22 protein-coding genes are annotated in these 23,335 nt (G+C 63.8%); 9 read left to right on the top strand and 13 right to left on the bottom strand.

Annotation, left to right across the window (positions count from 1 at the left end; translation table 11 throughout):
• Together BMI85_RS19555 and hslV are read right to left on the bottom strand one after the other, a co-directional pair.
• Positions 1-1,062 carry a hypothetical protein gene (locus BMI85_RS19555; protein ID WP_078602461.1) on the bottom strand — a complete coding sequence of 354 codons (1,062 nt, stop codon included), beginning with the start codon at positions 1,060-1,062 and terminating at the stop codon, positions 1-3.
• Positions 1,055-1,612 (bottom strand): ATP-dependent protease subunit HslV, encoded by a 558-nt coding sequence (gene hslV, locus BMI85_RS19550; protein WP_078522728.1) that lies wholly within the window; start codon positions 1,610-1,612, stop codon positions 1,055-1,057. Before hslV ends, BMI85_RS19555 begins: the two co-directional genes overlap by 8 nt.
• A gap of 93 nt (positions 1,613-1,705) precedes the next feature.
• Here hslV and BMI85_RS19545 point away from each other — a divergent pair, with 93 nt between their 5' ends.
• Positions 1,706-2,611, top strand: a complete 906-nt coding sequence (locus BMI85_RS19545) for a hypothetical protein (RefSeq protein ID WP_078602460.1) — start codon at positions 1,706-1,708, stop codon at positions 2,609-2,611.
• 47 nt (positions 2,612-2,658) lie between these two features.
• On the opposite strand, the gene trxA is transcribed toward BMI85_RS19545, so the two are convergent.
• From trxA to BMI85_RS19505, 8 genes are all read right to left on the bottom strand, one after another.
• On the bottom strand, positions 2,659-2,979 hold the full coding sequence (gene trxA, locus BMI85_RS19540; protein ID WP_078522726.1) for a thioredoxin: 321 nt from the start codon (positions 2,977-2,979) through the stop codon (positions 2,659-2,661).
• Between the two features lie 55 nt (positions 2,980-3,034).
• A complete protein-coding gene (gene addA / locus BMI85_RS19535; RefSeq protein WP_078602459.1) occupies positions 3,035-6,424 on the bottom strand; it encodes a double-strand break repair helicase AddA in 3,390 nt (1,129 codons plus the stop codon).
• Positions 6,421-9,372 (bottom strand): double-strand break repair protein AddB, encoded by a 2,952-nt coding sequence (addB, locus tag BMI85_RS19530; RefSeq protein ID WP_078602458.1) that lies wholly within the window; start codon positions 9,370-9,372, stop codon positions 6,421-6,423. Before addB ends, addA begins: the two co-directional genes overlap by 4 nt.
• Positions 9,365-10,048, bottom strand: coding sequence for a nucleotidyltransferase family protein (locus tag BMI85_RS19525; RefSeq protein ID WP_078602457.1), 684 nt, complete (start codon positions 10,046-10,048; stop codon positions 9,365-9,367). Before BMI85_RS19525 ends, addB begins: the two co-directional genes overlap by 8 nt.
• Positions 10,024-11,019 carry a phosphotransferase gene (locus BMI85_RS19520; protein WP_078602456.1) on the bottom strand — a complete coding sequence of 332 codons (996 nt, stop codon included), beginning with the start codon at positions 11,017-11,019 and terminating at the stop codon, positions 10,024-10,026. Before BMI85_RS19520 ends, BMI85_RS19525 begins: the two co-directional genes overlap by 25 nt.
• Positions 11,012-11,506 carry a tRNA (adenosine(37)-N6)-threonylcarbamoyltransferase complex ATPase subunit type 1 TsaE gene (gene tsaE, locus BMI85_RS19515; RefSeq protein WP_078602455.1) on the bottom strand — a complete coding sequence of 165 codons (495 nt, stop codon included), beginning with the start codon at positions 11,504-11,506 and terminating at the stop codon, positions 11,012-11,014. Before tsaE ends, BMI85_RS19520 begins: the two co-directional genes overlap by 8 nt.
• A 40-nt stretch (positions 11,507-11,546) precedes the next feature.
• Positions 11,547-13,124: a PAS-domain containing protein gene (locus BMI85_RS19510; RefSeq protein WP_168174819.1), complete on the bottom strand. Its 1,578-nt coding sequence runs from the start codon at positions 13,122-13,124 to the stop codon at positions 11,547-11,549.
• Between the two features lie 127 nt (positions 13,125-13,251).
• Entirely contained in the window at positions 13,252-14,634 is a 1,383-nt protein-coding gene (locus tag BMI85_RS19505; protein ID WP_078602453.1) for a sensor histidine kinase RegB, read from the bottom strand.
• A gap of 105 nt (positions 14,635-14,739) precedes the next feature.
• Here BMI85_RS19505 and BMI85_RS19500 point away from each other — a divergent pair, with 105 nt between their 5' ends.
• The 3 genes from BMI85_RS19500 (at position 14,740) to BMI85_RS19490 (ending at position 16,401) form a co-directional block, all read left to right on the top strand.
• Positions 14,740-15,402, top strand: a complete 663-nt coding sequence (locus BMI85_RS19500) for an SCO family protein (RefSeq protein WP_078522718.1) — start codon at positions 14,740-14,742, stop codon at positions 15,400-15,402.
• A gap of 64 nt (positions 15,403-15,466) precedes the next feature.
• Positions 15,467-16,021, top strand: a complete 555-nt coding sequence (locus tag BMI85_RS19495) for an ActR/PrrA/RegA family redox response regulator transcription factor (RefSeq protein ID WP_078602452.1) — start codon at positions 15,467-15,469, stop codon at positions 16,019-16,021.
• A gap of 71 nt (positions 16,022-16,092) precedes the next feature.
• Positions 16,093-16,401, top strand: a complete 309-nt coding sequence (locus BMI85_RS19490) for an H-NS histone family protein (RefSeq protein WP_078541453.1) — start codon at positions 16,093-16,095, stop codon at positions 16,399-16,401.
• A gap of 55 nt (positions 16,402-16,456) precedes the next feature.
• Here BMI85_RS19490 and BMI85_RS19485 read toward each other — a convergent pair whose 3' ends face one another.
• Positions 16,457-17,041: a hypothetical protein gene (locus BMI85_RS19485; RefSeq protein ID WP_078541454.1), complete on the bottom strand. Its 585-nt coding sequence runs from the start codon at positions 17,039-17,041 to the stop codon at positions 16,457-16,459.
• Entirely contained in the window at positions 17,038-17,994 is a 957-nt protein-coding gene (locus BMI85_RS19480) for a glycosyltransferase family 8 protein (protein WP_078602451.1), read from the bottom strand. The genes BMI85_RS19485 and BMI85_RS19480 overlap by 4 nt, the downstream gene beginning before the upstream one ends.
• Positions 17,995-18,124: 130 nt before the next feature.
• Here BMI85_RS19480 and BMI85_RS19475 point away from each other — a divergent pair, with 130 nt between their 5' ends.
• The 4 genes from BMI85_RS19475 to BMI85_RS19460 all read left to right on the top strand — a co-directional run bounded on the left by BMI85_RS19475 (position 18,125) and on the right by BMI85_RS19460 (position 20,985).
• A complete protein-coding gene (locus tag BMI85_RS19475) occupies positions 18,125-18,634 on the top strand; it encodes a hypothetical protein (protein ID WP_078541456.1) in 510 nt (169 codons plus the stop codon).
• 73 nt (positions 18,635-18,707) lie between these two features.
• Entirely contained in the window at positions 18,708-20,099 is a 1,392-nt protein-coding gene (gene ahcY / locus BMI85_RS19470; RefSeq protein ID WP_078602450.1) for an adenosylhomocysteinase, read from the top strand.
• A gap of 99 nt (positions 20,100-20,198) precedes the next feature.
• Positions 20,199-20,543 (top strand): TraR/DksA family transcriptional regulator, encoded by a 345-nt coding sequence (locus BMI85_RS19465; RefSeq protein ID WP_078602449.1) that lies wholly within the window; start codon positions 20,199-20,201, stop codon positions 20,541-20,543.
• Between the two features lie 100 nt (positions 20,544-20,643).
• Positions 20,644-20,985 carry a DUF2853 family protein gene (locus BMI85_RS19460; RefSeq protein ID WP_078522711.1) on the top strand — a complete coding sequence of 114 codons (342 nt, stop codon included), beginning with the start codon at positions 20,644-20,646 and terminating at the stop codon, positions 20,983-20,985.
• A gap of 60 nt (positions 20,986-21,045) precedes the next feature.
• On the opposite strand, the gene BMI85_RS19455 is transcribed toward BMI85_RS19460, so the two are convergent.
• On the bottom strand, positions 21,046-21,663 hold the full coding sequence (locus tag BMI85_RS19455) for an enoyl-CoA hydratase/isomerase family protein (protein ID WP_078602448.1): 618 nt from the start codon (positions 21,661-21,663) through the stop codon (positions 21,046-21,048).
• 118 nt (positions 21,664-21,781) lie between these two features.
• On the opposite strand from BMI85_RS19455, the gene BMI85_RS19450 reads away from it, so the two are divergent.
• Entirely contained in the window at positions 21,782-23,272 is a 1,491-nt protein-coding gene (locus BMI85_RS19450) for a DUF2125 domain-containing protein (RefSeq protein WP_168174818.1), read from the top strand.
• Positions 23,273-23,335 lie beyond the last annotated feature (63 nt).

Raw genomic sequence — 23,335 nt, 5'->3', positions numbered from 1 at the left:
TTACTCCGTGGCATAGGGCGGCAGGCGGTGCTTGCCGGGAAAATTGGGAAGCGCGCGCATCAGGCGCGTGCGCAGCTCGGTCCAGAACGAGCCGAGCGCGGTGAGAAAGAGGCCGATCAGGATCAGCGTGATCCACCAGCTGCGCGGATCGGTGGCATTGCCAAAGGCATAGAAGCTGAGAAAGATCATGTAGCCGATCCCGGCCGTGAAGAAGGAGCGCCGGTCGATGATCAGCGCGAGCGCGGCAAAGACGGCAAGCGTGGCGAGCAGCAGCACATAGCCCGTGCCCGGCCCCATCTTGTAGAAGGTCAGCGCGAGCGTATTCACCAGCGCAGGGGCTGCCAGAACGTGCAGCCAGAAGCCCGAGGCCGATTGCCGACCCAGACGATGCGGATCGCGCATGTCGAACCAGATGCCACCTGCGAGCGCCAGAAGCCCGAAGACCAGCATCGCCAGCGACAGCGCCGAGCCGTTGGACAGATCGAACAGGTCGACCGTCTGAGAAATCGGCGCTTCGGGGTCGAAGCCCTTCGCGAAGGACAGAAGCAGGCCCAGCCCGCAGAGCCCCACGAGGAACATCGAGAACGGCACCCGGTAGCGCAGGAACCACGCGATCAGCGCCACGGCGGTCGCGACCAACGCGAGATCGAAGTTGGGCGCCTCGGCGATGAAGCGCATTCCGAGGATCGGAATGCCGAGGAAGCTCGCCAGCACCGCCCCGCCCAGCGTGAGCGTCAGCAGGATCGAAGGCAGCACCATGCGGCGCTTGCGGGTGAAATATTCCCCCAGCAGCGCAATCAGCGGGATCAGCATCGCGTAACCCAGCTTGCCGCCCGCGAAGAGGAGGAAGCCGAACGACCCGGTGATCAGGATGCCGAGGCCGACGGTCACGAAGATCTCGGCAAAGCCTTTGAACAGCTCGAAGGGTTCGTCCTCGGCGGGCAAAGCCGCGCGACCGGCGAGACGGTTGCTGGCCAGCGCCATCACGGAGGCGGCCTGCGCCTCGTTTATATGGCCAGCCGCGACCGCCGCACGCAGATCGTCGCGCGTCAGCTCAGCCACCGATGCTCTCCACCGTCAGGTTGCCGTTGGTGTAGACGCAGATGTCGGAGGCAATCGCCATCGCCTTGCGCGCGACCGCCTCGGCGTCGAGATCGGTTTCCATCAGCCCGCGCGCTGCGGCGAGGGCGAAATTGCCGCCCGAGCCGATCGCGGCGATGCCGTGTTCCGGCTCCAGCACGTCACCCGCGCCGGTCAGAACGTAGAGATCCTTGCCATCGGTCACGATCAGCATCGCTTCGAGATTGCGCAGGTATTTGTCCATGCGCCAATCCTTCGCCAGCTCCACGCAGCCGCGCATCAGCTGACCGGGCGAGGCCTCGAGCTTCTTCTCGAGCCGCTCCAGCAGGGTGAACGCATCCGCGGTCGAGCCTGCGAAGCCCGCCACGATGTCGTGACCGCCGGGGCTCAGGCGGCGCACCTTGCGCGCAGAGCCCTTGATGACGGTCTGGCCAAGGCTGACCTGCCCGTCGCCTGCGACCACCACTTTACCACCCTTGCGGATGCCGATGATCGTCGTGCCGTGCCAGCCCGGGAATTTCTCTTCGGCCATGTTAGTCCTCCGTTTGCGCCAAAGATATGTAACCCGCAGGCCGGGGCTGCAACCCCGCTTGCCGGTGCGTGAGCCTGCCGCTAGCGTCACCGCATGAGCGTGCAGCACCTTTCGATCTATCTCGATGACTGGATTCTGGAGCAGGTCCGGGCCGGTGAACACAATTTCTTCAAGCGGCTGATCGGGGCGGTCGAGGCGGCGGATTGGACCGTCAGCCTGCATCGGACAGGCCCCGAAGCACGCGCGGCGGCCCCTGCGCGCGAGGGCTATGCGCTCTACCGGATGGAGCCGCCGCCCCATGCGCGGGCGCTGACCTGCCGACGGACCTATGTGGGGGCGTTCTGGCATGTGGAGGCGGAGGCGGAGCGCTGGGATTGGCCGGTCGCGCAGGCGGCGTTCGATGCCGATGAGGTGGACGGAGAGGCCGCGGCGCAATTCTTCTTTTCCACGCGAAATAGGCTCTATCCCGGCGTAAAACCGTTCGATGAGGAGGATCTGTCCTTCATCCCGCTACAGGGACGGCTGCTGGATCACCGCTCGTTTCAGTCGGTGAGCCCGGTGCAGATGATCGAAGAGGTGCTGGCCCGACACTCCGGCCCGGTCGTGGCGACGCTGCACCCCAACGAGGATTACACAGCACGCGAAATAGAGGCGCTGGAGGCAATCGCGGCCCGTCACCCGCGCTTTCGCTTTCAGTCCGGCGGCTCGCCTGAGTTGCTGCGCCGCTGCCGCTTCGTTGCAACGCAAAACAGCGCGCTCGCCCTCGAAGGGTTCTTCCTGCGCAAACCGGCGATCCTGTTCGGCCTGTCGGATTTCCACCACATCGCGGGATCGGTGCCGCGCGACGGGATCGAGGCCGCTTTCGCCAAACTGCGCGAGACCCCGCCAGTCGCCCGCTACCTCTATTGGTTCCTGCAGCTGCAATCGCTCAACGCGGGCCGTCCCGAATTCGAAGACCGCCTGCGCGCAAGGCTGCGCCATTTCGGCTGGCCGATATGAAAAAAGGCGCCCGAGGGCGCCCTTTTCCGTCAAACCTGATCCGCAGATCAGATCGATTCGTTGATCCAGCTTTGCAGCGCCGCTTTAGGGGCCGCGCCGATCTTGTTCGAGACGACCTCGCCATCCTTGAACAGGAACAGGGCGGGGATGCCGCGCACGCCCAGCGTCGCCGGGCTGTCGGGGTTCTCGTCGACGTTCACTTTCACGACCTTGATCTTGCCCGACATTTCCTGGGCAATCTCTTCGAGCGACGGGCCGATCATGCGGCAGGGGCCGCACCATTCAGCCCAGAAATCCACCACGACGGGAACGTCGGACTTGCGCACTTCTTCGTCGAAAGTGGCGTCGGTAACAGCAACGGTAGCCATGTCAGCCTCCTGAATATTGGGTCGGCAAGGAAGGTAAGTTCCGCCCCCGTTGGCGTCAAGATACAGTGGGCGTGCGCAAGCTCCCGTCTAGCTGTGCATCTGCGAGCGGCATGATCGTTCCGTCCTGTGTCCACAGGATCGCGCAGGTGATGCTGCGTCCGGGGTGAATTTGCCGCAGTGCCGCGCGATAGGCGGCCATCTGTCGCACGATCCCTTCGGGCACCTGATGGGGCGACGCGGGGACAACGCGGTTGGATTTGTAGTCGAGCACGTGAACACCCTCGGCATCGATCCGCAGACGGTCGAGGAAGCCGTGAATCCGCTGGCCGCCGAATTCCTCCAGCGCGGCGGTGATCTCAACTTCCGCCAGACAGTCCGGGCCCAGCCAGGCCGCCATGCCCGGCGCTTCGAGAACGCGGGTAGCTTCGGCCAAGACAGGCTCTATTTCACCCGGAAGCAGCGCATCCTCGCCCTCGGACAACAACAGTTCGGCAAGGTCTTCCCACTGGTCGCGCGGCCGTTCCGGCAGATGTTCGAGAAGCCGGTGGAGATTGCGCCCGTGACGCAGCGCCTCGTCTTCGTCCATCATCTCGCCATCGCCGAACAGAGCCTTCGCCCCGCCCAGATCGGAGGGTGAAAGCGGACGCAGCGGAGGCTCGACGGCAGCGGCGGGCGTAAGGCTCCATGCGGGAAGATCCAGTCGCGTGATCTCCTCGGCGGCCGCAGGGGCGCTCGCGTTTTCCGGCCAAGCCCCGGTTGCGTGGCGGGGAAACTCGCCCAGCTCCTGCAACGGCTTGGAAAGCCCCGTGACGTCCTCGGTTCCCGCGGCTTCGAGGCCCGATTTCATCCGGCTATACCAAGTCTCGTCGCCCTCGCCGACCTCGCCCGCTGCGGCCACGATCAGCCATTTCTCCGCCCGCGTCATCGCCACGTAGAGAAGCCGCTGCGCCTCTTCCGTTCGGGCAGTCGTCTCCTTACCCGCAGCCGAAAGCTGGGCCTCCGGCGCATCCGGCGCAGGCTGCCGCAGCCCGGCGACGCCATTGTCCAAACGTAGGATTTTAGGCGGGTTAGGCTCTTTTTTCTTCGCCGTATCGGGCAGGATGACGATCGGCGCTTCCAACCCTTTCGAGCCGTGAACCGTCATCACCCGGATCGCGCGCCCTGCCCCGTCCAGCTGCCGCTTCACCTGCACATCATCCGCATCGAGCCAGCCGAGGAAGCCGGTCAGGCTCGGCACTTCATTGCGCTCGAACGCCAGCGCCTGCGAGATCAGCTCGTCGATCCCGTCCTCCGCCTCGGGGCCAAGCCGCGCCAGAAGCCGTTCGCGCCCGCCATGCCGGGTCAGCAGGCGTTCGATCAGCTCGAATGGCCGCAGAAAATCGGAATGGTCGCGCAGATCTTTCAGCATCTCCTGCGTGTCGGGCCGCATCTCGCCACGGCGGAGCGCCTCCCAGAGATAGCCCTTCCGAGGCTGCGCGAGCTGATAGAGCTCCTGCTCGGACCAGTTCAGGAGCGGCGAGCGCAGCGCCTCGGCCAGCGACAGATCGTCCTCGGGCGTCGCGAGGAAGCTGAGAAGCGAGCGGATATCGCGCACCGCAAGCTCGGCGCCGAGCTTCAGGCGATCCGCCCCCGCAACCGCGAGACCGATCGATTTGCAGGCGCGGATGATCTCGGAAAACAGCTCCGAGCGACGCCGCACGAGGATCAGGAAATCGCCCTCATGCACCGGGCGCGCGCCGCCGGGAGCCTCGTGATCGGGGATTTGCACCCCCTGCGCGATCATCGCGGAAATCTCGGCGGCAATCATGCGCGACAGCTGAGAAATCGCAGATTCCGCGCTCGTCAGATCGACCGGGCTTTCCCAATCGTCCTCGTCCTCCGTTTTCACCGACTCGATCGCGGGCCACAGATCGACGCGGCCCGGGAGCGCCTCGTGGAAGGCGATATGCGAGGGCGCGCCGCCCAGGCCCTGCTCGGCCCCGCGCGCAAAAGCGAGGTCCACGGACCGCAGCACGGCGGCGGACGACCGGAAGGAATGCTCCAGCTCCAGCGGAGAGAGCGCGCGACCGATATCCGCGAATTTTCGGGCGAAATGGGCCCGCATTTCTTCGAATTGCTGAAGATCGGCCCCTTGGAAGGAATAGATCGACTGCTTGCGGTCGCCCACCACGAACAGCGTGCGCTCGCCCTTATGCGCGCCTTCGCCGGAGGTGAATTCCTCGGCGATCCGCTCGATCACCCGCCATTGCCGGGGGCTGGTATCCTGCGCCTCATCGACAAGGATATGGTCGATCCCGCCATCGAGGCGGAACAGCACCCATTGCGCAACCGAAGGCTCATCCAGGAGCGCCGCTGCGCGGTCGATCAGATCGTCAAAATCGAGCCAGCCGCGCGCGGCCTTATAGGCGTCGAGCCGCGGCAGGAAGACCTGCGCGAACCGGTGCAACGCATGGGCGCGCTTGGCCGCGACGAAAGCGAGACGGCGGGGACGGTTCTCGGAGACGCGCTCGGACAGATCGGACAGCGCCGCCATCGTGCCGTCGCCCAGCGCCTTGGCGAGCGCCTTGGTGGCGACCTTTTCGAGCTTGGGCTGATAAGGCGGTCCGTCCTTCGGCTTCTTGACGCAAAGCACGTCTTCCAGAGCCTGCACAGCGTCCAGATCGCGTTCACGCGCCGCCGCCAACCCTGCGCCGACGCGCTGATCGTTCTTGGAGCTTGCAAGGAACGCAGGCGCGACCTCGCGGATCATCTTCAAGTCGCCATCGTCGAAGACCTCGGACAGCAGCGCCTCTTCGGTCATGTCCCGCGGCAGATCGTAGGCTTCCAGCAGATCGGCGAAGCCCAGATCGCCTGCAAAACCGACCCTATTCCGGCTTATATCGGCTGCGAGCGACGTCAAATCCTCGCCGGAATAGACGCCGAGCAACGCATCGAGCCGGTCGCAATCCGGGCCAGTCGCGATCTCCTCGAGGATATCCTCGCGCATCAATTCCCCGGCGCGGTCGTCCATCTCGGAAAAGCCCGGCGATACTTTCGCCTCAAGCGGGAAGCGGCGAAGCAACCCAGCGCAGAAGGCGTGGATGGTCTGGATCTTCAGCCCGCCCGGTGTCTCGATCGCCTTGGCGAACAGCCGCCGCGCTTTTGCCAGATCTTCGGCAGAGAGCGCCTCATCGGCACCAAGCGCCCGCAGCTTCTCGCGCAGCTTCGCCTCGTCCATCATCGCCCAGCCGCCCAGCAGCCCGAGCAGACGGTTCTGCATCTCCGCCGCGGCGGCCTTCGTGTAGGTCAGGCACAGGATGCGCTGAGGCTCTGTTCCCGCCAAAAGCATGCGCGCGACGCGGTCGGTCAGCACCTTGGTCTTGCCCGAGCCCGCATTCGCGGCGAGCCAGACCGAGCTGTCCGGTTGCGAGGCCTGATGCTGTCTGAGGCTGGCCGGATGGGTCATGATACGTCCTCCCCCTCGGCCTCATCGGTGACATCCCATTCCCCGAAGCGCGAGACCTGATCGTAATCCGTCCGGGCGCGCGCTTTTTGCGGAGCGCGGCGCGCGGTGAAGCCCTGCGTAGGCTCGAAATAGCGCGCGATCAGCTTGCGGAATTTCTCCCAGCTCTCCTCGGGCGTCTCGCTGCGATCCCCGGATTTGCCCTTGATCTGCGTGGTGGCGCCGTCGCCGCCGAGCCGCACATAGGACATGCCCGCGACCTCGCGCGGCCCGATCGCCTCGAAGGCCCCGCGCCCGACCATCGCGGCCTCCAGAAGCATCTGCTTATTGAAGGCCATCACCTCCCGCTCGGAAGGCGGCGTGCCGGTCTTGTAGTCGTAGATCCACGCGCGCCCGTCTTCGAGAATGTCGATCCGGTCGGGCTTTGCGGTGAGCGTAAAAAGCGGGTTTTGCAGTGAAACAGAGCCTTTTTTCTCCACCACCATGGGCGCGCCCTGCGCGCGACGCTCGGCCTCGGCCCGGCAGAAAGTCTCGGCGATCCCCCGGACCCTTGCGAGCCAGATGCGCTGCGCACTGGGCCACGGGATTTCACGGAGCATCACCTCCTCGGCGATCTCCATCAGACGTGCCTGCGCCGCCTCGATGGTGACGGTCTCGTCATAGGTCTTCACGAAGGTTTCGACGATCTGGTGCAGCACCTGACCGCGCAGCAAAGCGTCGGGTTCGGGGCGCAGCGGATCGAGGGCGCGCAGCTTCAGGATGCGCTTCGCATAGATGTCATAGGGGTCGCGGATCAGGGTCTCGATCGCGGTGACCGGCAATTCGCGCGGGCGCACATCGACCGGCGGGCGGGGCGACGGGCGTTTGGCGGGCTCAAGCGTGATCTGCGGCGTCTCGAGCGCATCCGCCAGATCGAGCCAGCGCTTGCCGCGCCCGCGCATTTCTTCCAGCGCCTCGGTGCCGCCTTGATCGGGCAGGCCGTCCACTAGATTCAAGAGACGATTGAGCCAGCGCGACGGGATCGTCTGCGCCTCCGCGTCGCGTGCGCAACGCGACAGGATCACTTGCGGCCCGGCAACCGCCTGCTGGAAGTCATGCGCCGAGAGGCCGACCTGCCGTTCGGCCAGTAACAGACCCGATTCCAGCCGCATTTGACGGCTGAACCACGGGTCGGGCGCGGGCGCTTCGGGCCAGCTTCCCTCGTTCAACCCGCCACAGATCACCAGCTCGGCCCCCTGCGCGCGCGCTTCCAGCGTCCCCCAGATCGCGATCAGCGGATGCGCGGCGAGCGTCTGCCGCACGAGCCCACTTTGAAGGTGCCGATTGACCAGATCGGCGTAATCGAGCGCGCCGAGTTGCCCGCCGAAGCCGGACTGGCTGCGCAGGTCCTCCATCAAGCGACGCGCCTCGCGCCCCGCCGCCTCGCGCCACAGCTCGCTGGTCTCGGTCGCGGCACTCGGTCCGGCGGCGACCCGTTCGGCGAGCCGGAAGTGCTGTTCCACGTGATCTGACAGCGCGGCCGCCGGCGGAGCCGCGAAATCTTCGAGAATATCGCAGAGCCACTGCGCCCAAGATTCCCGTGAATCAGGGTCTTTTTCTGCCCATTTCGTGAGACTCTCGCGATCCGGGAACGCGGGCCCATAGCGGCGCAGGCGCAGCTCCAGCTCGCGCGTGTTGCGCAGGTGCGGCCCGCGTTCCTCCTCACCTGTCGCGGTCAGCGGATGTTTCAGCAGCGCGATCAGATCGGCGATCCCGACCGGACGCGCCCGCGTCGCCGCGATCTGCCGCAGGAACCGGCCCGGCGCAGTTTGCTGCAGCGGCTGCCCCGCACTGTCGTCCGGCACGATCCCCCACCGGTCGAGCGCCGCCGACACGCGGCGCGCCAGAAGGCGATCGGGCGTGATCAGAGCCGAACTGACGCCCCGCTCGACCGCGTCGCGCAGCGCGAGCGCGATCGACAGCGCCTCATGGCGCGGATCGCGCGCTTCGATCAGCGACAGCCCCTGACAGGCCGGAACGAGCGGCCCTAGCCCAGCGCCTTCGCGCCGCCATTGATCGGTAACCGGCGCCGGTCGCAGCGCGAGCGAAACGAGACGGTTGCGGCCCGGGTCCGGCGCGGAAATCTCGTCCCAATCTACGACGTCCTCCGCCGAAAGCCCGAGCTTGTCGAGCAAGCTGCGATAGCGGAACTGCGGGTGGTCTTCGAGCGGAAATGGGCCGGAATAGAGACTATCCCACGCCGCTTGGGTCATGTCGCGGTCGAAGCCGGGAAGAACGATCGAACCGTTTTCCAACCGCGCGACAGCCTGCATGAAGAGCGAGGTCGCCCCATGCGAACCGGTGGACCCAGCGACGATCACCGGATCCGCGGGCGGGCTTTCGCGCCAGCGCTCGATCACAGCCTCCACGACCATTCGCTGGCGGCTCTCGCGGTCCAGCTCGGCATCGTTGTCGAAATAGCGCGCGATGATCCGGATGAAGCGTAGGCTCTCTTGCCAGTGGCGGGCGTGGGTCTCGGTCAGTTCCAGCTGATCGAGATCGTCGATATGGACGCCCTCGCTCTGCATCTCGGCGAGGAGTGAATACAGGCTCTCGGCCAGCGCGAATTGGCTCGCACCCGCCTCGAATTCGGGCATGGCGCGGGTGAGTTGCTCGACGAACTGGGCCAATTCGAGCTTGCGGCGCAGCGGGGGCACGGGCAGAGGCAGACCCGCGAGCGGATCGGCCCCGAGATCGCTCACCAGCAGAAGCCGCGGCAGATAGAGCGCGCCGCTTTCGAGAAAGACCTCCCGCACGCGGCGACGCATCCGCCCGGAGTTCAGATAGAGCGTGACCCGGGCCAGCGCCTCGGGCGGCTGATCGGCAAAGCGCGCACGCAGGCCAGCAACCAAGGCGCGGGGAAAATCGACGCCCGGCGGAAGGGCATAGACGGAGGCGGCGTCCTCACTCATCGAGCATCGCCTCGGCCAGTGTAATGGATTCGGGTCGTCCGACATCGCACCACCCCCCGTCATGCACGAGACCGAAGACGCGCCCCGCCGCGATCATCTCATCCCACAGGATGTTCAGCGAGAAACTCCGCTCGGAAATAGACCCTATTCCAGCGGGATTCAGCATTTGCGCACCGGTATAGACATAGCCCGGACCGCGCGTCAGGCGGCCGGTCTCATCCATCGTGAAATCGCCCGCGCCCGCATGTCCGCGTGCATTTTCGGGCCGTACCAGCATCAGAAGCGCCGACATCTCGTCGGGCCGCCACGCCGCGCGCAGCCGGGCCACGGGGTTCTCGCCGCGCCAGACGGCATCGGTGTTGAGCGTCATCACGGGCCCCTCGCCCAGCAGCGGCAGCGCCTTGCGCAGCCCGCCGCCGGTTTCCAGAATCTCGTCACGCTCATCCGAAATCGCGACGTCCTGCCCGGCCAGATGCGCGACCACCTGATCGGCGAGGTAATGCACATTGGCCACCAGCCGCCGCGCCCCGCCCGCCCGGGCAAGATCGAGCGCATGATCGATCAGCGGACGCCCCGCGACCTCGATCATCGGTTTAGGCCGGGTTTGCGTCAGCGCGCCCATGCGCGTGCCGAAACCGGCGGCGAAGAGCATCAAGGCGTCGGGCTGGTCGGGCATTTTCGTCTCAAATCAGCAATCAAATTCGGGTCGGGCGCAGGATAGGCGGCGTGGAACAGTACTGCCAGATCGGCGAGCGCGGGATCGCCAAGGTTACGCGAGATATAGGCGTAGACGCGGGGCATATACTCAAGATATTGCGGCTTTCCGTCGCGAATGGTCAACCGCGCGAAGATCCCGAGGATCCGCAGCGCGCGTTGCAGGCCAAGCAGACCGTAGGCGAGGCGGAACGTGGTCGGATCGGTCTTGGTCAGCGCACAGTAATGGGCGATCTCGGCTGTCTCGACCTGCGGGCTCACATCGCGGCGCGCGTCTTGTAGCGCGGAGACCAGATCATATGCGGGATGGGCGCGCAGCGCGTCCTGGTAGTCGAGAAGCCCGAGGCGGCGCAGGCCCGGGCGATCCAGCAAAATGATGTTCTCCGCATGAAAATCGCGCAGGCATAGAACCGGCTTCCACGCCGGAAGAGTGTCGAATTTCTGTGCAATCGCCTGTTTGAGCGCATCCGCGGCTGCGCGATCTGTGCAGGGGTAGAACTCCGGCACCAAGTCCAGAAGATCGGCGAGCGCGGGACCATCCAGCAGCGGCAGATCCTCCGGCGGCGCATGGCGGGGAAGATCGGCGAGGAAATCGGTGATCAGAGCATAGAGAGCAGGCTCGTCCTCGGGCGTCGCGTCGAGGTGACGAGCCGCGAGGGCATCGCCGAAATCTTCGAGCAGCAGCAGGCCCGCCGCATCGTCGCGCGCGAACACCTTCGGCGTGGAAAAACCGGCCTCGGCGAGCCAATCGCCGATGCGGGTGAAACGCGCGATCTCGGACCCGTCGGGCGCTTTCATCAACACGGCGCGATCTGCGCCGCGGGTCAGGCGTTCGTAGCTGCGGGCGGAGGCATCTCCGGCGAGCGGGCGGCGGCTGGCATCGTGCCACCCGGCGGCGGTGAGGAAGCTTTGGATCTCGGCTTCGTTAACCATCCCACGCCTCCAGAACCTGCCGCGAAAGAGGCGTACTCGTCTCGAAACAGACCCTTCGCGCCGCGCCCTCTTCGGTTTGCTCGAAACGCAGCCGTAGGGCCCCTTTCGGCGCAGCGGACCCGAGCCGGTCGGGCCATTCGATCAGGCAAATCGCGTTGTCGAAGGCCGCATCCAGCCCGAGCTCGAGAACCTCGTCGGGATCGGTGAGCCGATAGAGATCGGCATGCCAGATTTCGCAATCGGCCTCGTAGGTCTGGACCAGCGTAAAGGTCGGCGAGGGCACATGCTCTGCCACGCCGAGCCGCGTCTGGATCAGGGCGCGCGCGAAATGGGTTTTCCCGGCGCCGATCTGGCCGTCGAGCAGCAGCACATCGCCCGGCCCGGCGAATTCGGCAAAGAGCGCGCCAAGCCGCTCCGTCGCCTCGGGATCGGGGAGATCGAGGCAGGGTATTTCGCTGGAAACGGGGGCGTGCGTCGGCGCGGGCATGGCTCGGTTCTAGCGCGCCGATCGCCCCTTTGCCAAGCGGCTAGCCTTGCTGCGCGACGGTGGTGCCCGTCTGACGTGGCGGCGACGTGTCGGCGGTGTCCCGAGCGGAGAAACGCAGGAGGAACGCCCCGCCCGAAAGCGTATCGAGCTGGCAGGTCACATGCCGTCCGTCGAGCAGGGTGATCTCTTCGGTCAGGTTCTCGCGCGCGCCGATTTCCCGGGCGAGATTTTGCAGCCACGACCAGAAGGCGCTGGGTTCGGCGCGCGCCTGCCATTGCTTCACCGCGTCGAGCAGGGTCACCCGGCCCAGCGTCGCCTCCGGCTCGACACCCCAAAGCGCGCCATAGGCGGCATTCGCCATCGCCAATTCGCCCGAGGGACGGAACACCGCGATCGCGTCGCCCACCCGGTCGAACACCTCCTGAGACATCTCGATTTCACCACGAAACTGCCGCGTTAGAGACGTTTCCGACGAAATATCCTCGAACAGGAACGCCACCGCGCCATCGGGGTGCGGGCGTCCGGTGACGCGATAGGTCTGCCCGCCGGGCAGGTTCCAGGTCTCGGCGTGGAACCCGGAGGCGGCGGCCTGCTCCAGCTCGGTCATTTCCTGCCGCCAGCTTCGGTAATCCTTCGGCTCGGGCATCATCTTGGTTTCGCGCAGCCTGTCGAGAAAGGCGTAGAGCGTCGGGCGCGTCGCGAGGAATTCCGGCCCGAGCTGCAGAAGGTCGCTCAGCGCGGGATTGAACAGGCGCAGCTGCCGGTCCCGGTCGAAAATCGCGAGCCCGATCGGCAGGTCGGCGAATGTCTTGGTCAGCGTTTGGACGAAATCGCGCAGCGCCTTCTCGGCCCGCACGGCGGCGTCGGCGGGGAGGGCGAAATGCAGCGTGCCGCGTTCGAGAACGACGGAGTGACAGTCGAACCATGTCGCGGCATCGGTGTCGCTCCGCGCGGCGGGGCCAATCTCCAGACGATGCGGCCCGCCCCCGTCGAATGCGTCGGGCGGCAGCGTGAACAGGCTCGGCAGCGGCCATCCAAACCCCTCTTCGCCCACATCGAAGGCCCCTGCGCGCACGAGATAGGCTCTGTTTGCCCAACTCAACTCACCGCCCTTCTCGGTCCGCCAGATCAGAACCGGCGACCGGTCGAGTGTCGTGCGCATCATCTCCAATTCGTCTTCCATCGCCCGGAAAGAGAGACTGTCGACGCGCTGGCCCTGCCCCTCCCCTTCGGGATCGACGAGGGTGATCCGCGCCAGACCGTTGAAATTCTCGACGGTGAGGCGGAGCCGGGGCTTGTCGGTGGCGCTCGCAACCTCGGTCATCTCGAGCCGCCCGAGATCGGCGAGCTGGCCGATGCGGGACTGGAATTCGGGAAAGCGCGGCGCGGCGAACGCGGTGAAGCGCGTCCAATCGCTCGCCCCGATGGGCATCGATTCCAGCAAGCGCCGCGCGGGGGGCGTTGCATCCACAAGCGCCTCGTCATCGAACAGGAAGGCCACCTCCTCGATGTCCTCTCGCGCAGCGGGGGGCAGCCTGCGCCTGGGCGACCGCCCCACGGCGAGCCATGTCAGCAGCAACGCGACCAAGGCCGCGCCCACCGAGGTAAGCGCGATCATTGTCGCCTCGAGCCATGCAGTCCCCATGTCTTTCGGCCTCTCAAACCTGTCCCCAGGCCGAGGGTGCGAAAGATTCGTTAACTCAGCGTTAACTTCGCTCGGGGAGCGGCAAGAGAAGTGAAGGCGATCAGACCGCGATCGGCTGGTTCAGCCCAAGACCTGCGTCGTCCCGCGCCACAAGACGCGCGGCGGGCCAGACAACCTCCACAACCGCACCGGAGCGCGCGGGCGCTGCGGCGTCGGGCGCGAAGGGCGCGTCGCCATTCGAGAAGGTGAGCCGCCCGCCGGTCCGTTCGATCAGGGTCTTCGCGATGAAAACGCCCAGCCCCATCCCCTCATACCCTTTGCGCTCCGCCGCATTCGCACGCGGTTGCAGGAAGGGATCGCCGATCCGGTTGAGCACGCTCGTCGGATAGCCCTTGCCGTCGTCGCTGATCCGCACGGTGATCTCTTCATCGTCCCATTCCGCTTCGACCCAGACGGTGGAGTGCGCGAAATCGACGGCGTTCTGGATGAAATTGCGCAGCGCGTGGATCAGTTCGGGATAGCGGTAGATCGTCGGCTGCCGCTCCAGCCCCTCGACGATCGGATGAGCATCGAAGTGAATTTCGATCCCGCGCTCCATATGCGGGTCCGCCGCTTCGCGCAGAACGGCGACGATGGGCGCGGTCCGCATGTGCAGATCGTCCTTCCCGACCCGGCCCATCGAATGGAGAATGTCGCGGCACCGATTGGCCTGCTCGCGGATCAAGAGCGCATCGTCGCGCAGATCGGGGCTGTCTTCGAGCTCGTCGGCCAGCTCCGAACTCACCAGCTTGATCGTGGCGAGCGGCGTGCCCAGCTCATGCGCCGCCGCGGCGACGACCCCGCCCAGATCGGTCAGCTTCTGCTCGCGCGTCAGGGCGAGCTGCGTCGCGCGCAACGCATCGCCCATGGAGCGCACTTCGCTCGCCACCTTATGCGCATAGGCGCCAAGGAAGGCCACGCCGATGATGATCGACAGCCAGTAGCCGAATTCGAACACGTCAGGCACGGCGATCACCTCGCCGGTCTTGCTGACGAGCGGCAGATAGACCACGGCGACTATGGAAATCATCACCATCGTCGAAAGCCCCAGCAGGATCGTCGCCGACCGCTCCAGTGCGGTGGCCGCTATGGTGACCGGCACGAGAATGAGCAGCGCGAAGGGGTTGTTCATCCCGCCCGTGATCGACAGCAACAGCGCGAGCTGCGCCATGTCGAACATCAGCGTCGCCGCCGCCTCGGGCTGGGTCAGGCGTTTGGTGTCGGGAAAGAGAAAGATCGCCACGAGATTGGCTGCAATCGCCGCCGCGACCGTGGCGAGGCACAGCGCCAGATCCAGCGCGATATCGTAGACGAAATAGGCGACGAAGATCGCGCCGAGCTGACCGACAATCGCGGTCCAGCGCAGGAAGATCAGCGTCCGGAGGCGCACCCAGTCGTGGTGAATCTCGGCCGGGCCGGGTTGGGCCTCGAGGCGTTGAGCCATGTCGTCTCCCGCGTCCAAAGCGCACATCGCCGGAATTGGCGGCATGAAAGCATTGATAATCGGCGCCCGCCGCGCGATCAATGCAGCCGTGAGAGGAGTGACAATATGAACCGTATTGCGAAAATTTCCGCTGCCGCCGCGACCGCGATCGTGGTCATCGGCCTGGGCGTCACCTGGTTCGCCGCGACCCGCAGCAATGACGACGATATTTTCGCGCAATGCCGGCAAAGCGTCGTCGCAGGCGGCGCGGGCGAAATCGGCGGTCCATTCACCCTGACCGATGAGAACGGCAAGGAAGTGACGAATACGGATGTCATCACCGAGCCGAGCATTCTCTATTTCGGCTATACCTATTGCCCGGATGTCTGCCCGCTCGACAGCGCGCGTAATGCCGAAGCCGTAAGCCTCCTCGAAAAGCGCGGCTATTCGGTGACGCCGGTCTTCATTTCGGTCGATTCCGCGCGCGACACGCCCGAGCTGCTGAAGGAATTCACCGATCTCATGCATCCGAAAATGATCGGGCTGACCGGCACGCCGGAGCAGATCAAGAAGGTCTCGCAGGAATACCGCACTTATTTCAAAGTGCAGGATCCGGGCGATCCCTACACGCTGATCGATCACTCGACCCAAAGCTATCTCGTCTTCCCGGACACCGGCTTCGCGGAATACTACAACCGCGACACCACGCCCGAGCAGATGGCCGACAGCGTCTCCTGTTTCGTCGATGCGTGGAAAAAGGCCAATCCCGACGGCGCAGCCGGAAATTGACCGAACAAGCGCAACAGCTTAAAACAAATCCAAGCGTCAAACTCGGCGAGAGGGAGTTACGATAATGGCTGAAGACATCAGCGCCGATATCGGGTCGGACAAATCGCTTCTGATCGTCGATGATGATCTCCCGCTTCTCACGCGGCTGGCCCGCGCGATGGAGAAACGCGGCTTCGAGACCCAGACCGCCGAAACCGTCGCCGCAGGCCGCGCGATCGTGCAATCGAACCCGCCCGCCTATGCGGTGATCGACCTGCGGCTCGAGGATGGCAACGGGCTCGACGTGGTCGAGGCGCTGCGCGAAAAACGCGCCGATGCGCGGATCGTCGTGCTGACCGGATATGGGGCCATCGCGACCGCCGTGGCCGCCGTGAAAATGGGCGCGACCGATTATATCGCGAAACCCGCCGATGCCACCGACGTCACAAATGCGCTATTGGCGAAAGGCGAGGTTGCCCCGCCGCCGCCGGAAAACCCGATGAGCGCGGATCGCGTACGCTGGGAACATATTCAACGGGTGTACGAACTTTGCGACCGGAATGTTTCGGAAACCGCGCGCCGTTTGAATATGCATCGCCGGACCCTTCAGCGGATTTTGGCTAAGAGAAGCCCTCGCTGACGTTTTGGTTAGGTTGTTAAATATTTAAGGTTTCTATTTAATGCTCCGGATATCCAATTCGGAGCTTTAAAATGAATCTAGATGATATGTCCCTCGACGAGCTGAAAGCTCTTCGTAAGCAAGTCGACAAGGCGATCTCCGGCTACGAGGATCGCAAGAAGAAAGAAGCGATCGATCAGCTTGAGCGCGCGGCCCGTGATATGGGCTATTCGCTGGCGGAACTGACCGGATCGGGTTCGGCCAAGCCGCGCCGCACCGTGCCGCCGAAATATGCCAATCCGGACGATGCCAGCGAAACCTGGACCGGTCGTGGCCGTAAGCCGCGTTGGGTGCAAGCCGCGCTTGATAATGGCAAATCTCTCGACGATCTGAAGATCTGAGAAACAAATAAGTATTTTTGAATACGAGTGCCTGCTGGAATTGCAGACACTCGTACTACAGCTCTGACAAAAGCGCTTCGTGGCGTGCGGTATAATCCGTGCGCACTTCTGACGGCGGTCGCAGATGGATTTTAAAGGTTTCGGCATATTCGGGCGCGAGCTTTCCGAAAACCTTGTCGGCCTCAACCTTGGAAAACCCGGCAATCTGTTCGGCTTCCAACCGCGCCGAGACGATATCCGCCTTTTTGATCGCACGTTTGATTCGCACCGGAAGCGCTGCGGGTAGACCAAAGCGTATGTGAACCGCCGCAATTAGCCGATCATCGAGCGTGCCATAGCCTTCGCCAATCGCCGCCTTCACCGGGCTGATCATATCGCCCAGCACATACTCCGGCGCGTCATGCAAAAGCGCCGCCAATTTCCATTTCGCCGCGATCTTCGGATTCTGATGGCAGAAAATCTGCTCCACCAGAAGCGAATGCTCAGCCACGGAATAGGGCCAGTCGCCGAAGGTCTGTCCGTTCCAGCGCGCCACGAAAGCCAGACCATGCGCGATATCCTCGATCTCGATATCGACGGGCGTCGGGTCCAGCAGGTCGAGCCTGCGCCCCGAAAGCATCCTTTGCCAAGCGCGTTTCATGTGATCACCGTATAGTCGTCGGGAAAGCGCGCGAGATAGCGCGCCATTTTGTTTCTGTTGATGAGGTGCCGGACGAGCATTTTCGTCATCAGCTTGCTGCCCGGTCCGGGGCCGTCGGGAATATCGAAGCGGCGTTCCGGGAAATGCGCGGCGCAGAAATGGCGCAAACCCCGCCCAAAGCGCGGCGGCAGAGTTTCCGGTCGCGCTTTCCACGGTTTCGACGGGCCGATGAAATGCACGATATGCGCGCTGACCATCGCCTCATGCAGCCGCGAGGCCGGGGTATATTGCCAGTTCCACATCGGGCTGAGCTCCGCCCAGTTGCGGTACAGAACGCAATTGAGAAGCGTCTGATCGTTGCGGCGCAGGCGGGCGCCGTTCTTTTCCCCGAAGCTCAGCGCCGCCTCGAGAATGCCTTGGGCATTCCAGTTCGCCACATCGATCAGCAGCACGCCGGAATTGAAATAGGCGGCGTTGGCGAGATCGAAATCCTTGAAATCTTCCGGCATTCGAGACGGTGTCCGCCATTGCGGATTATCCCGCACTGCCGCGACCGGCTTCTCCCCGAGGTCGACCGTCAGCAGCCGCGAGAGATCGCCGCTTTCCACGTGAATATCGGCATCCAGATAGAGAATGCGATCATAATCATCCGCGAAAATCTTCGGCAGCATCAGCCGCATATACATGGCCGAACTGCGCCCGCGATCCGTAGAGAACCCCGAAAATATCAGCTCGGGATCGAAACTGCACAGCCGCAAATTCAACCCGTCGAGCGACGCCGGAAGCGTCACCGGCTCGGCGCTGACGATGCAGATATCGAAATCCCGATCCGGGTGGAGCTGCGCGATCTGTCCCGCCGCATGCGCGGCATAAGGCAGGTAAGCGTCATCGCAGCAAAACGCGATCGCAGAGCGGTGCTGCGCAGGTTTCGAACAGGCCAGATTGATCTCCATTCGCCCCTCTCATGCAGCGCGTATCTGTGACTAGCCAAAGCCATTGCGGCTGTAAACGCCACAGATTGAGGAACATTTTCGCGCGGAGTGTGTTCTTGGGTTGACACGGAGAGAAAAAGGGGACGCCAAAATGCAGACCTCGAAAACTACGTTCTTTGCCGCCGGGATCGCGATTATCTCGATCCCCGCTACCATTGCCCTCGCCGCCGTACGCAGCGACGAGGCTGTGACGCCCGCCCCGCAAGCTGAATCGGCGCGGCAGGTCATGCTGGATGGCTATGAGGGCGACGGTCGCCCGATGGAAGATATTCCGTCCGAAATTCCTTATGGCGATCTGTCGGCCTTCGACAACGTCACCGCGATCGGCGAGGCGCAAAGCCCCGATCAACCCTATTGCGACAACCGCGCGAAGCTCGTGGATTCGCTCAATCACGACTTCGCGGAGAAGCCCGCGATGACGAAACAGCTTGGCGATCACCGGAAGGTCGAGTTGTACGCCTCGAGCATCATGGGCACTTGGACTGCGGTCTATACCCGTGCCGACAACGTCTCCTGCATCGTGTCCTCGGGCACCGATTGGAAGCGTGGCAACAACCCGGTGGCGCTCCTGCATCGCGAAGGGATTCTTCCCGCAACCTGATCGTGATCGGCCTTCATTGCCGCTTTACGGTCCCAGTGCTACATAGCTTCCAAATTCAGATTGGGAGCCGCACATGGCCGATTACGTCATCAAGGATATCGCTCTGGCCGACTACGGCCGGAAGGAGCTCGACATCGCCGAAACCGAAATGCCGGGCCTGATGGCCTGCCGCGCGGAATTCGGGGAAAGCAAACCGCTGAAAGGGGCACGCATCGCGGGGTCGCTGCACATGACCGTGCAGACCGCTGTGCTGATCGAAACGCTCAAGGCGCTTGGCGCCGATGTGCGTTGGGCCTCGTGCAACATCTTCTCGACGCAGGATCACGCGGCTGCGGCGATCGCGGCGGGCGGCACGCCTGTCTTCGCGATCAAGGGCGAGACGCTCGCGGAATACTGGTCCTATACCGACCAGATCTTCCAGTTCGAGGAAGGCACCTGCAACATGATCCTCGACGATGGCGGGGATGCGACGCTCTATATCCTGCTCGGCGCGCGCGTCGAAAACGGTGAGACTGATTTGATCGAAGTCCCCACCTCGGAAGAGGAGGAGGCGCTGTTCGCCCAGATCAAGAAGCGCCTCGCGGCCAGCCCCGGCTGGTTCACCGAGCAGCGCGACGCGATCAAGGGCGTCTCGGAAGAGACCACCACCGGCGTGCATCGCCTTTACGATCTGCACAAGAAGGGCCTGCTGCCCTTCCCGGCGATCAACGTGAACGACTCCGTCACCAAGTCGAAATTCGACAACAAATACGGCTGTAAAGAGAGCCTCGTGGACGGCATCCGCCGCGCTACCGACACGATGATGGCCGGCAAGGTCGCCGTGGTCTGCGGTTATGGCGATGTGGGCAAAGGCTCCGCCGCGTCGCTGCGTGGCGCAGGCGCTCGCGTGAAAGTCACCGAGGTCGATCCGATCTGCGCGCTGCAAGCCGCGATGGACGGGTTCGAAGTCGTCGTGCTGGAAGACGTCGTCGACAGCGCCGACATCTTCATCACCACCACCGGCAACAAGGACGTCATCCGGATCGAGCATATGCGCGAGATGAAGGATATGGCGATCGTCGGGAACATCGGCCATTTCGACAATGAAATTCAGGTCGCGAACCTGAAGAACCACAAATGGACCAACATCAAGGATCAGGTGGACATGATCGAGATGCCCTCGGGCTCGCGCATCATCCTGCTGTCGGAAGGCCGCTTGCTGAACCTCGGCAACGCGACCGGCCACCCGAGCTTCGTGATGTCGGCCTCCTTCACCAACCAGGTGCTGGCGCAGATCGAACTGTGGACCAAGGGCGAAGACTATGCGCCGGGCGTCTACATCCTGCCCAAGCATCTCGACGAAAAGGTCGCCCGCCTGCATCTGGAGCGGATCGGCGTGAAGCTGACCCAGCTCAAGCCCGATCAGGCGGAGTATATCGGCGTCACGGTCGAAGGGCCCTTCAAGCCCGAGCATTACCGCTACTGACCGGATCGCATAGCGATTTCAAAGGCCGCGCCTTCGGGTGCGGCCTTTTTACGTGCAACGCAGGCCATGATCGGTTTTCCTCGGGACAGGAGGAGAGCGATGACACCCGAAGACCTTGCCGCGCGGTTCAAACCGCAATTGGAGGCGGAGCTGGCCGAGCTGCGCAGCGCATCGCAGGACACCGCGCAGACCCGAAAACCCGTCGAGCTGGACCAGCAAAGCGTCGGGCGGCTGTCGCGCATGGATGCGCTGCAGAACCAGGCGATGGCCAATGCGGTCGATGGCCGCCGTCAGCACCGGATCACCGCGATAGAGGCCGCGCTCCAGCGCATCGTGGAAGACGAATTCGGCTATTGCGACAGCTGCGGCGAGCCGATCCCCGAGAAGCGCCTCGAACTCGACCCGACCTTCACGCAATGCGTCTCCTGTCGCGGCGGAGGCTGAGCCACTCGCTTCCCGGGATTTACGCTTTGTAATTTCACTATCTCGGCTTACCCTGCGCCTGCCTTCATTTCTGGGCAGAGCAACCTGATAGGTGGGACACATGGGTAAAAGAGACGAGCTGATTGAGAAATACGCCGAGGATCTGAAATCCAAATGCGGCATGACCCCGGACATGGATCTTCTGACCAAGGTAACGATCGGCTGCGGGCCCTCGATCTACAATGCGGATTCTTCGACCGTGGCGGCGACGGACAAGGCAGAGCTTGAGACCGTGAAGGACAACTTCCTCGTCAAAAAGCTTGGCCTCTCGGACAGCCCCGCGCTGATGGATGCGATCGACAGCGTGATCGAGACCTATGGCCGGTCCGAGCGCAACAAGTATCGCGCCGTGATTTATTACATGCTCACCAAGCATTTCGGCAAAGAAAGCGTCTACGCCTGATCGCGAGCACATCGCGCAGCTTATGACGACCCACGGCCCGGCCTGTCCGGGCCGTTCGCTTTAGCGGATCAGCGCCTTGATCCCGGCGACATGCGAGGCCAGCGCGCCCAGCGCGTCGGCGGCCAGCGTCTCGACCGTCTCGTCCAGCGCCTCGCGCGGCACGATCCGGTCGATCAGCCCCCAGCTCAGCGCCTCTTCGGCCTCGATCTTCTGCCCCGCCATCAGGATCATCTTCGCCCGCGCAGGTCCCACCAGCGCGACCATGCGCGCCGGGTCCGAGGGCTGTGGCAGGAAACCGAGCTTCATGACTGGATAGAAGAACTTCGCGCCTGGCACGGCGATCCGCAGATCGCAGGCCAACGCCATTCCCATCGCGCCTCCGGCCAGCGTGCCATTGAGCGCCGCGATGGTCAGGCAGGGCAGCGATGCGATTGCGCCCGAAAGCCGCTCCCAGACCGGATCGGTCGCCAGTGTACCGGATTTCGCCTCGTCCAGATCGGCGCCGGCGGAGAAGACCTTGCCATTCCCGCTCAGAACGAAAGCCCGCGCCTCTTCACGCCCTGCACGTTCGGCCAGATCGGCGATCTCTCCCAGCATCGCGCCGGTCAGCGAATTGGCTTTTTCAGGCCGGTCTATGGTCACGCGCCACAGCCCGTTCTCGATCTCGTGGCGGATCATTCCCAGCCTCCTCACAACTCCCGTGAAACCCGTCTAGCAGCCCCAGGAAGGCTTGACCATCGGCCTGACCCAAAGGAGGATGGCGCGACTTGGTTCTCAGTGGAAAGGTACCCCTCTCATGGCATGGCTCAAAACCGTCGGTTCCGGCGCCGTTGTGGTTTCGCTGCTGTCCACCACGGCCTCTTTTGCGGATGTGACCGCGGAGCAGGTCTGGCAGGCGTGGCAATCCGAATACCAGACCTACGGCTATGAGGTGATGGTCGGGAGCCAGAACCGAGAGGGCGACACGCTCACCGTCTCCGACGTGAAGATGGTCCGCAATGTCGACAATATGAGCCTCACGCTCGACGTGCCGGAACTGAAGCTGCGCGATCTTGGCGACGGCACGGTGGAAACCGTCTTCCCCGAGACCATGACGGGCGACATGACCGGCAAGCCGGGCACCGACACGTCTGACATCGCCATGAAGATGACGATGACCCAGACGGACAGCAAGGTCATCGTCTCCGGGTCGCCGGGCGACCTGACCTACGATATCGACGCGCCGAAGATGACGATGGATCTCGACCAGACCGTCACCGCCGAAGGGCAGGACGTGCCGGTCAAAATGTACTTCTCGCTGGAGAACACCAAGGGCAATTACCACGTCGTCGATGGCGACATGCATTCGGTCGATTCCAAGATGTCCATCGGAACGCTGGACCTGACTGCATCGGGTGCCGATCCCGAGGGCAGCGGCACGTTCAACATGAACGGCCAGATGAACGATCTCGCCTATGAAGGAACGTTCGCGATGCCCAAGGGCATCGATTCCGAGAAGCTCGACGAGGCGCTCAACGCCGGTGCGAATCTCGATCTGGGCATGACCTATGCCAGCTCGAACTGGACGGTGAGTGCCGACGGTCCCGACGGCAAGGTCGATCAGAAGTCTACCGATCAGGGCGGCAAGCTCGATATCGCGATGTCGAAGGACGGCCTGTCCTTCGGTGGCCAGAGCAATTCCAGCCATATCGAGATGACGACGCCCGAACTGCCCTTCCCGATCACCGCGGATATCCAGTCGGCGGACATGAATTTCGCGATGCCGGTCGCGAAATCCGGTGAGGCGCAGGACTACAAAGCGAAGCTTGGCTTCAACGGCGTCACCGTCTCCGACAATATCTGGGCCATGTTCGATCCGAATGGCGATCTGCCCCATGACCCGGCGACGCTGCAGGTCGATCTCTCGGGCAAGATGAAGCTCTCCGAGGACCTATTCAGCCCGGCCGCAGCCGCGATGGACGCACCGCCGATGCAGGTCGACACCGTCGACATCAACAACATCAAGCTGTCGATGGTCGGCGCCGATCTGAACGGCAAGGGCGCGCTCGAGCTGAAGAATGGCGGGCCGATGCCGATGCCCACGGGCAAGATCGACCTGACGCTGACCGGGGCGAATGCGCTGATGGACAAGCTGGTTGCGATGGGGCTCGTGCCGCAGGATCAGATCATGTTCGGGCGGATGATGCTCGGCCTCTACGCCAAGCCCACGGGCGACGATGCCTACGAGTCGCAGGTCGAGTTCCAAGATGGCGGGGAAATCCTCGTCAACGGCCAACGCGTCCAGTAAAGACTGAAACCCACGGCGAGAAGCCGTCCGGGTCTCCGGGCGGCTTTCGTTATTCTCACGAGG

Source organism: Thioclava sp. DLFJ4-1 (assembly GCF_002020145.1).
Taxonomy (GTDB): domain Bacteria; phylum Pseudomonadota; class Alphaproteobacteria; order Rhodobacterales; family Rhodobacteraceae; genus Thioclava; species Thioclava sediminum.
Note: the sequence above shows the minus strand (reverse complement) of the source record. Positions and strands in the feature narration are given on the sequence as shown.

Excerpts from the sequence above, each read along its gene's own strand:
- BMI85_RS19475 (WP_078541456.1), top strand. The coding sequence starts at position 18,125 with ATGCAGACCTCGAAAACTACGTTCTTTGCCGCCGGGATCGCGATTATC.
- BMI85_RS19505 (WP_078602453.1), bottom strand. The coding sequence starts at position 14,634 with ATGGCTCAACGCCTCGAGGCCCAACCCGGCCCGGCCGAGATTCACCAC.
- trxA (WP_078522726.1), bottom strand. The coding sequence starts at position 2,979 with ATGGCTACCGTTGCTGTTACCGACGCCACTTTCGACGAAGAAGTGCGC.
- BMI85_RS19480 (WP_078602451.1), bottom strand. The coding sequence starts at position 17,994 with ATGGAGATCAATCTGGCCTGTTCGAAACCTGCGCAGCACCGCTCTGCG.
- BMI85_RS19490 (WP_078541453.1), top strand. The coding sequence starts at position 16,093 with ATGAATCTAGATGATATGTCCCTCGACGAGCTGAAAGCTCTTCGTAAG.
- BMI85_RS19485 (WP_078541454.1), bottom strand. The coding sequence starts at position 17,041 with ATGAAACGCGCTTGGCAAAGGATGCTTTCGGGGCGCAGGCTCGACCTG.
- BMI85_RS19545 (WP_078602460.1), top strand. The coding sequence starts at position 1,706 with ATGAGCGTGCAGCACCTTTCGATCTATCTCGATGACTGGATTCTGGAG.
- BMI85_RS19455 (WP_078602448.1), bottom strand. The coding sequence starts at position 21,663 with ATGATCCGCCACGAGATCGAGAACGGGCTGTGGCGCGTGACCATAGAC.
- BMI85_RS19465 (WP_078602449.1), top strand. The coding sequence starts at position 20,199 with ATGACACCCGAAGACCTTGCCGCGCGGTTCAAACCGCAATTGGAGGCG.
- BMI85_RS19450 (WP_168174818.1), top strand. The coding sequence starts at position 21,782 with ATGGCATGGCTCAAAACCGTCGGTTCCGGCGCCGTTGTGGTTTCGCTG.
- tsaE (WP_078602455.1), bottom strand. The coding sequence starts at position 11,506 with ATGCCCGCGCCGACGCACGCCCCCGTTTCCAGCGAAATACCCTGCCTC.
- addB (WP_078602458.1), bottom strand. The coding sequence starts at position 9,372 with ATGAGTGAGGACGCCGCCTCCGTCTATGCCCTTCCGCCGGGCGTCGAT.
- addA (WP_078602459.1), bottom strand. The coding sequence starts at position 6,424 with ATGACCCATCCGGCCAGCCTCAGACAGCATCAGGCCTCGCAACCGGAC.
- BMI85_RS19510 (WP_168174819.1), bottom strand. The coding sequence starts at position 13,124 with ATGATCGCGCTTACCTCGGTGGGCGCGGCCTTGGTCGCGTTGCTGCTG.
- BMI85_RS19495 (WP_078602452.1), top strand. The coding sequence starts at position 15,467 with ATGGCTGAAGACATCAGCGCCGATATCGGGTCGGACAAATCGCTTCTG.
- BMI85_RS19500 (WP_078522718.1), top strand. The coding sequence starts at position 14,740 with ATGAACCGTATTGCGAAAATTTCCGCTGCCGCCGCGACCGCGATCGTG.
- BMI85_RS19460 (WP_078522711.1), top strand. The coding sequence starts at position 20,644 with ATGGGTAAAAGAGACGAGCTGATTGAGAAATACGCCGAGGATCTGAAA.
- ahcY (WP_078602450.1), top strand. The coding sequence starts at position 18,708 with ATGGCCGATTACGTCATCAAGGATATCGCTCTGGCCGACTACGGCCGG.
- BMI85_RS19525 (WP_078602457.1), bottom strand. The coding sequence starts at position 10,048 with ATGCCCGACCAGCCCGACGCCTTGATGCTCTTCGCCGCCGGTTTCGGC.
- BMI85_RS19520 (WP_078602456.1), bottom strand. The coding sequence starts at position 11,019 with ATGGTTAACGAAGCCGAGATCCAAAGCTTCCTCACCGCCGCCGGGTGG.
- hslV (WP_078522728.1), bottom strand. The coding sequence starts at position 1,612 with ATGGCCGAAGAGAAATTCCCGGGCTGGCACGGCACGACGATCATCGGC.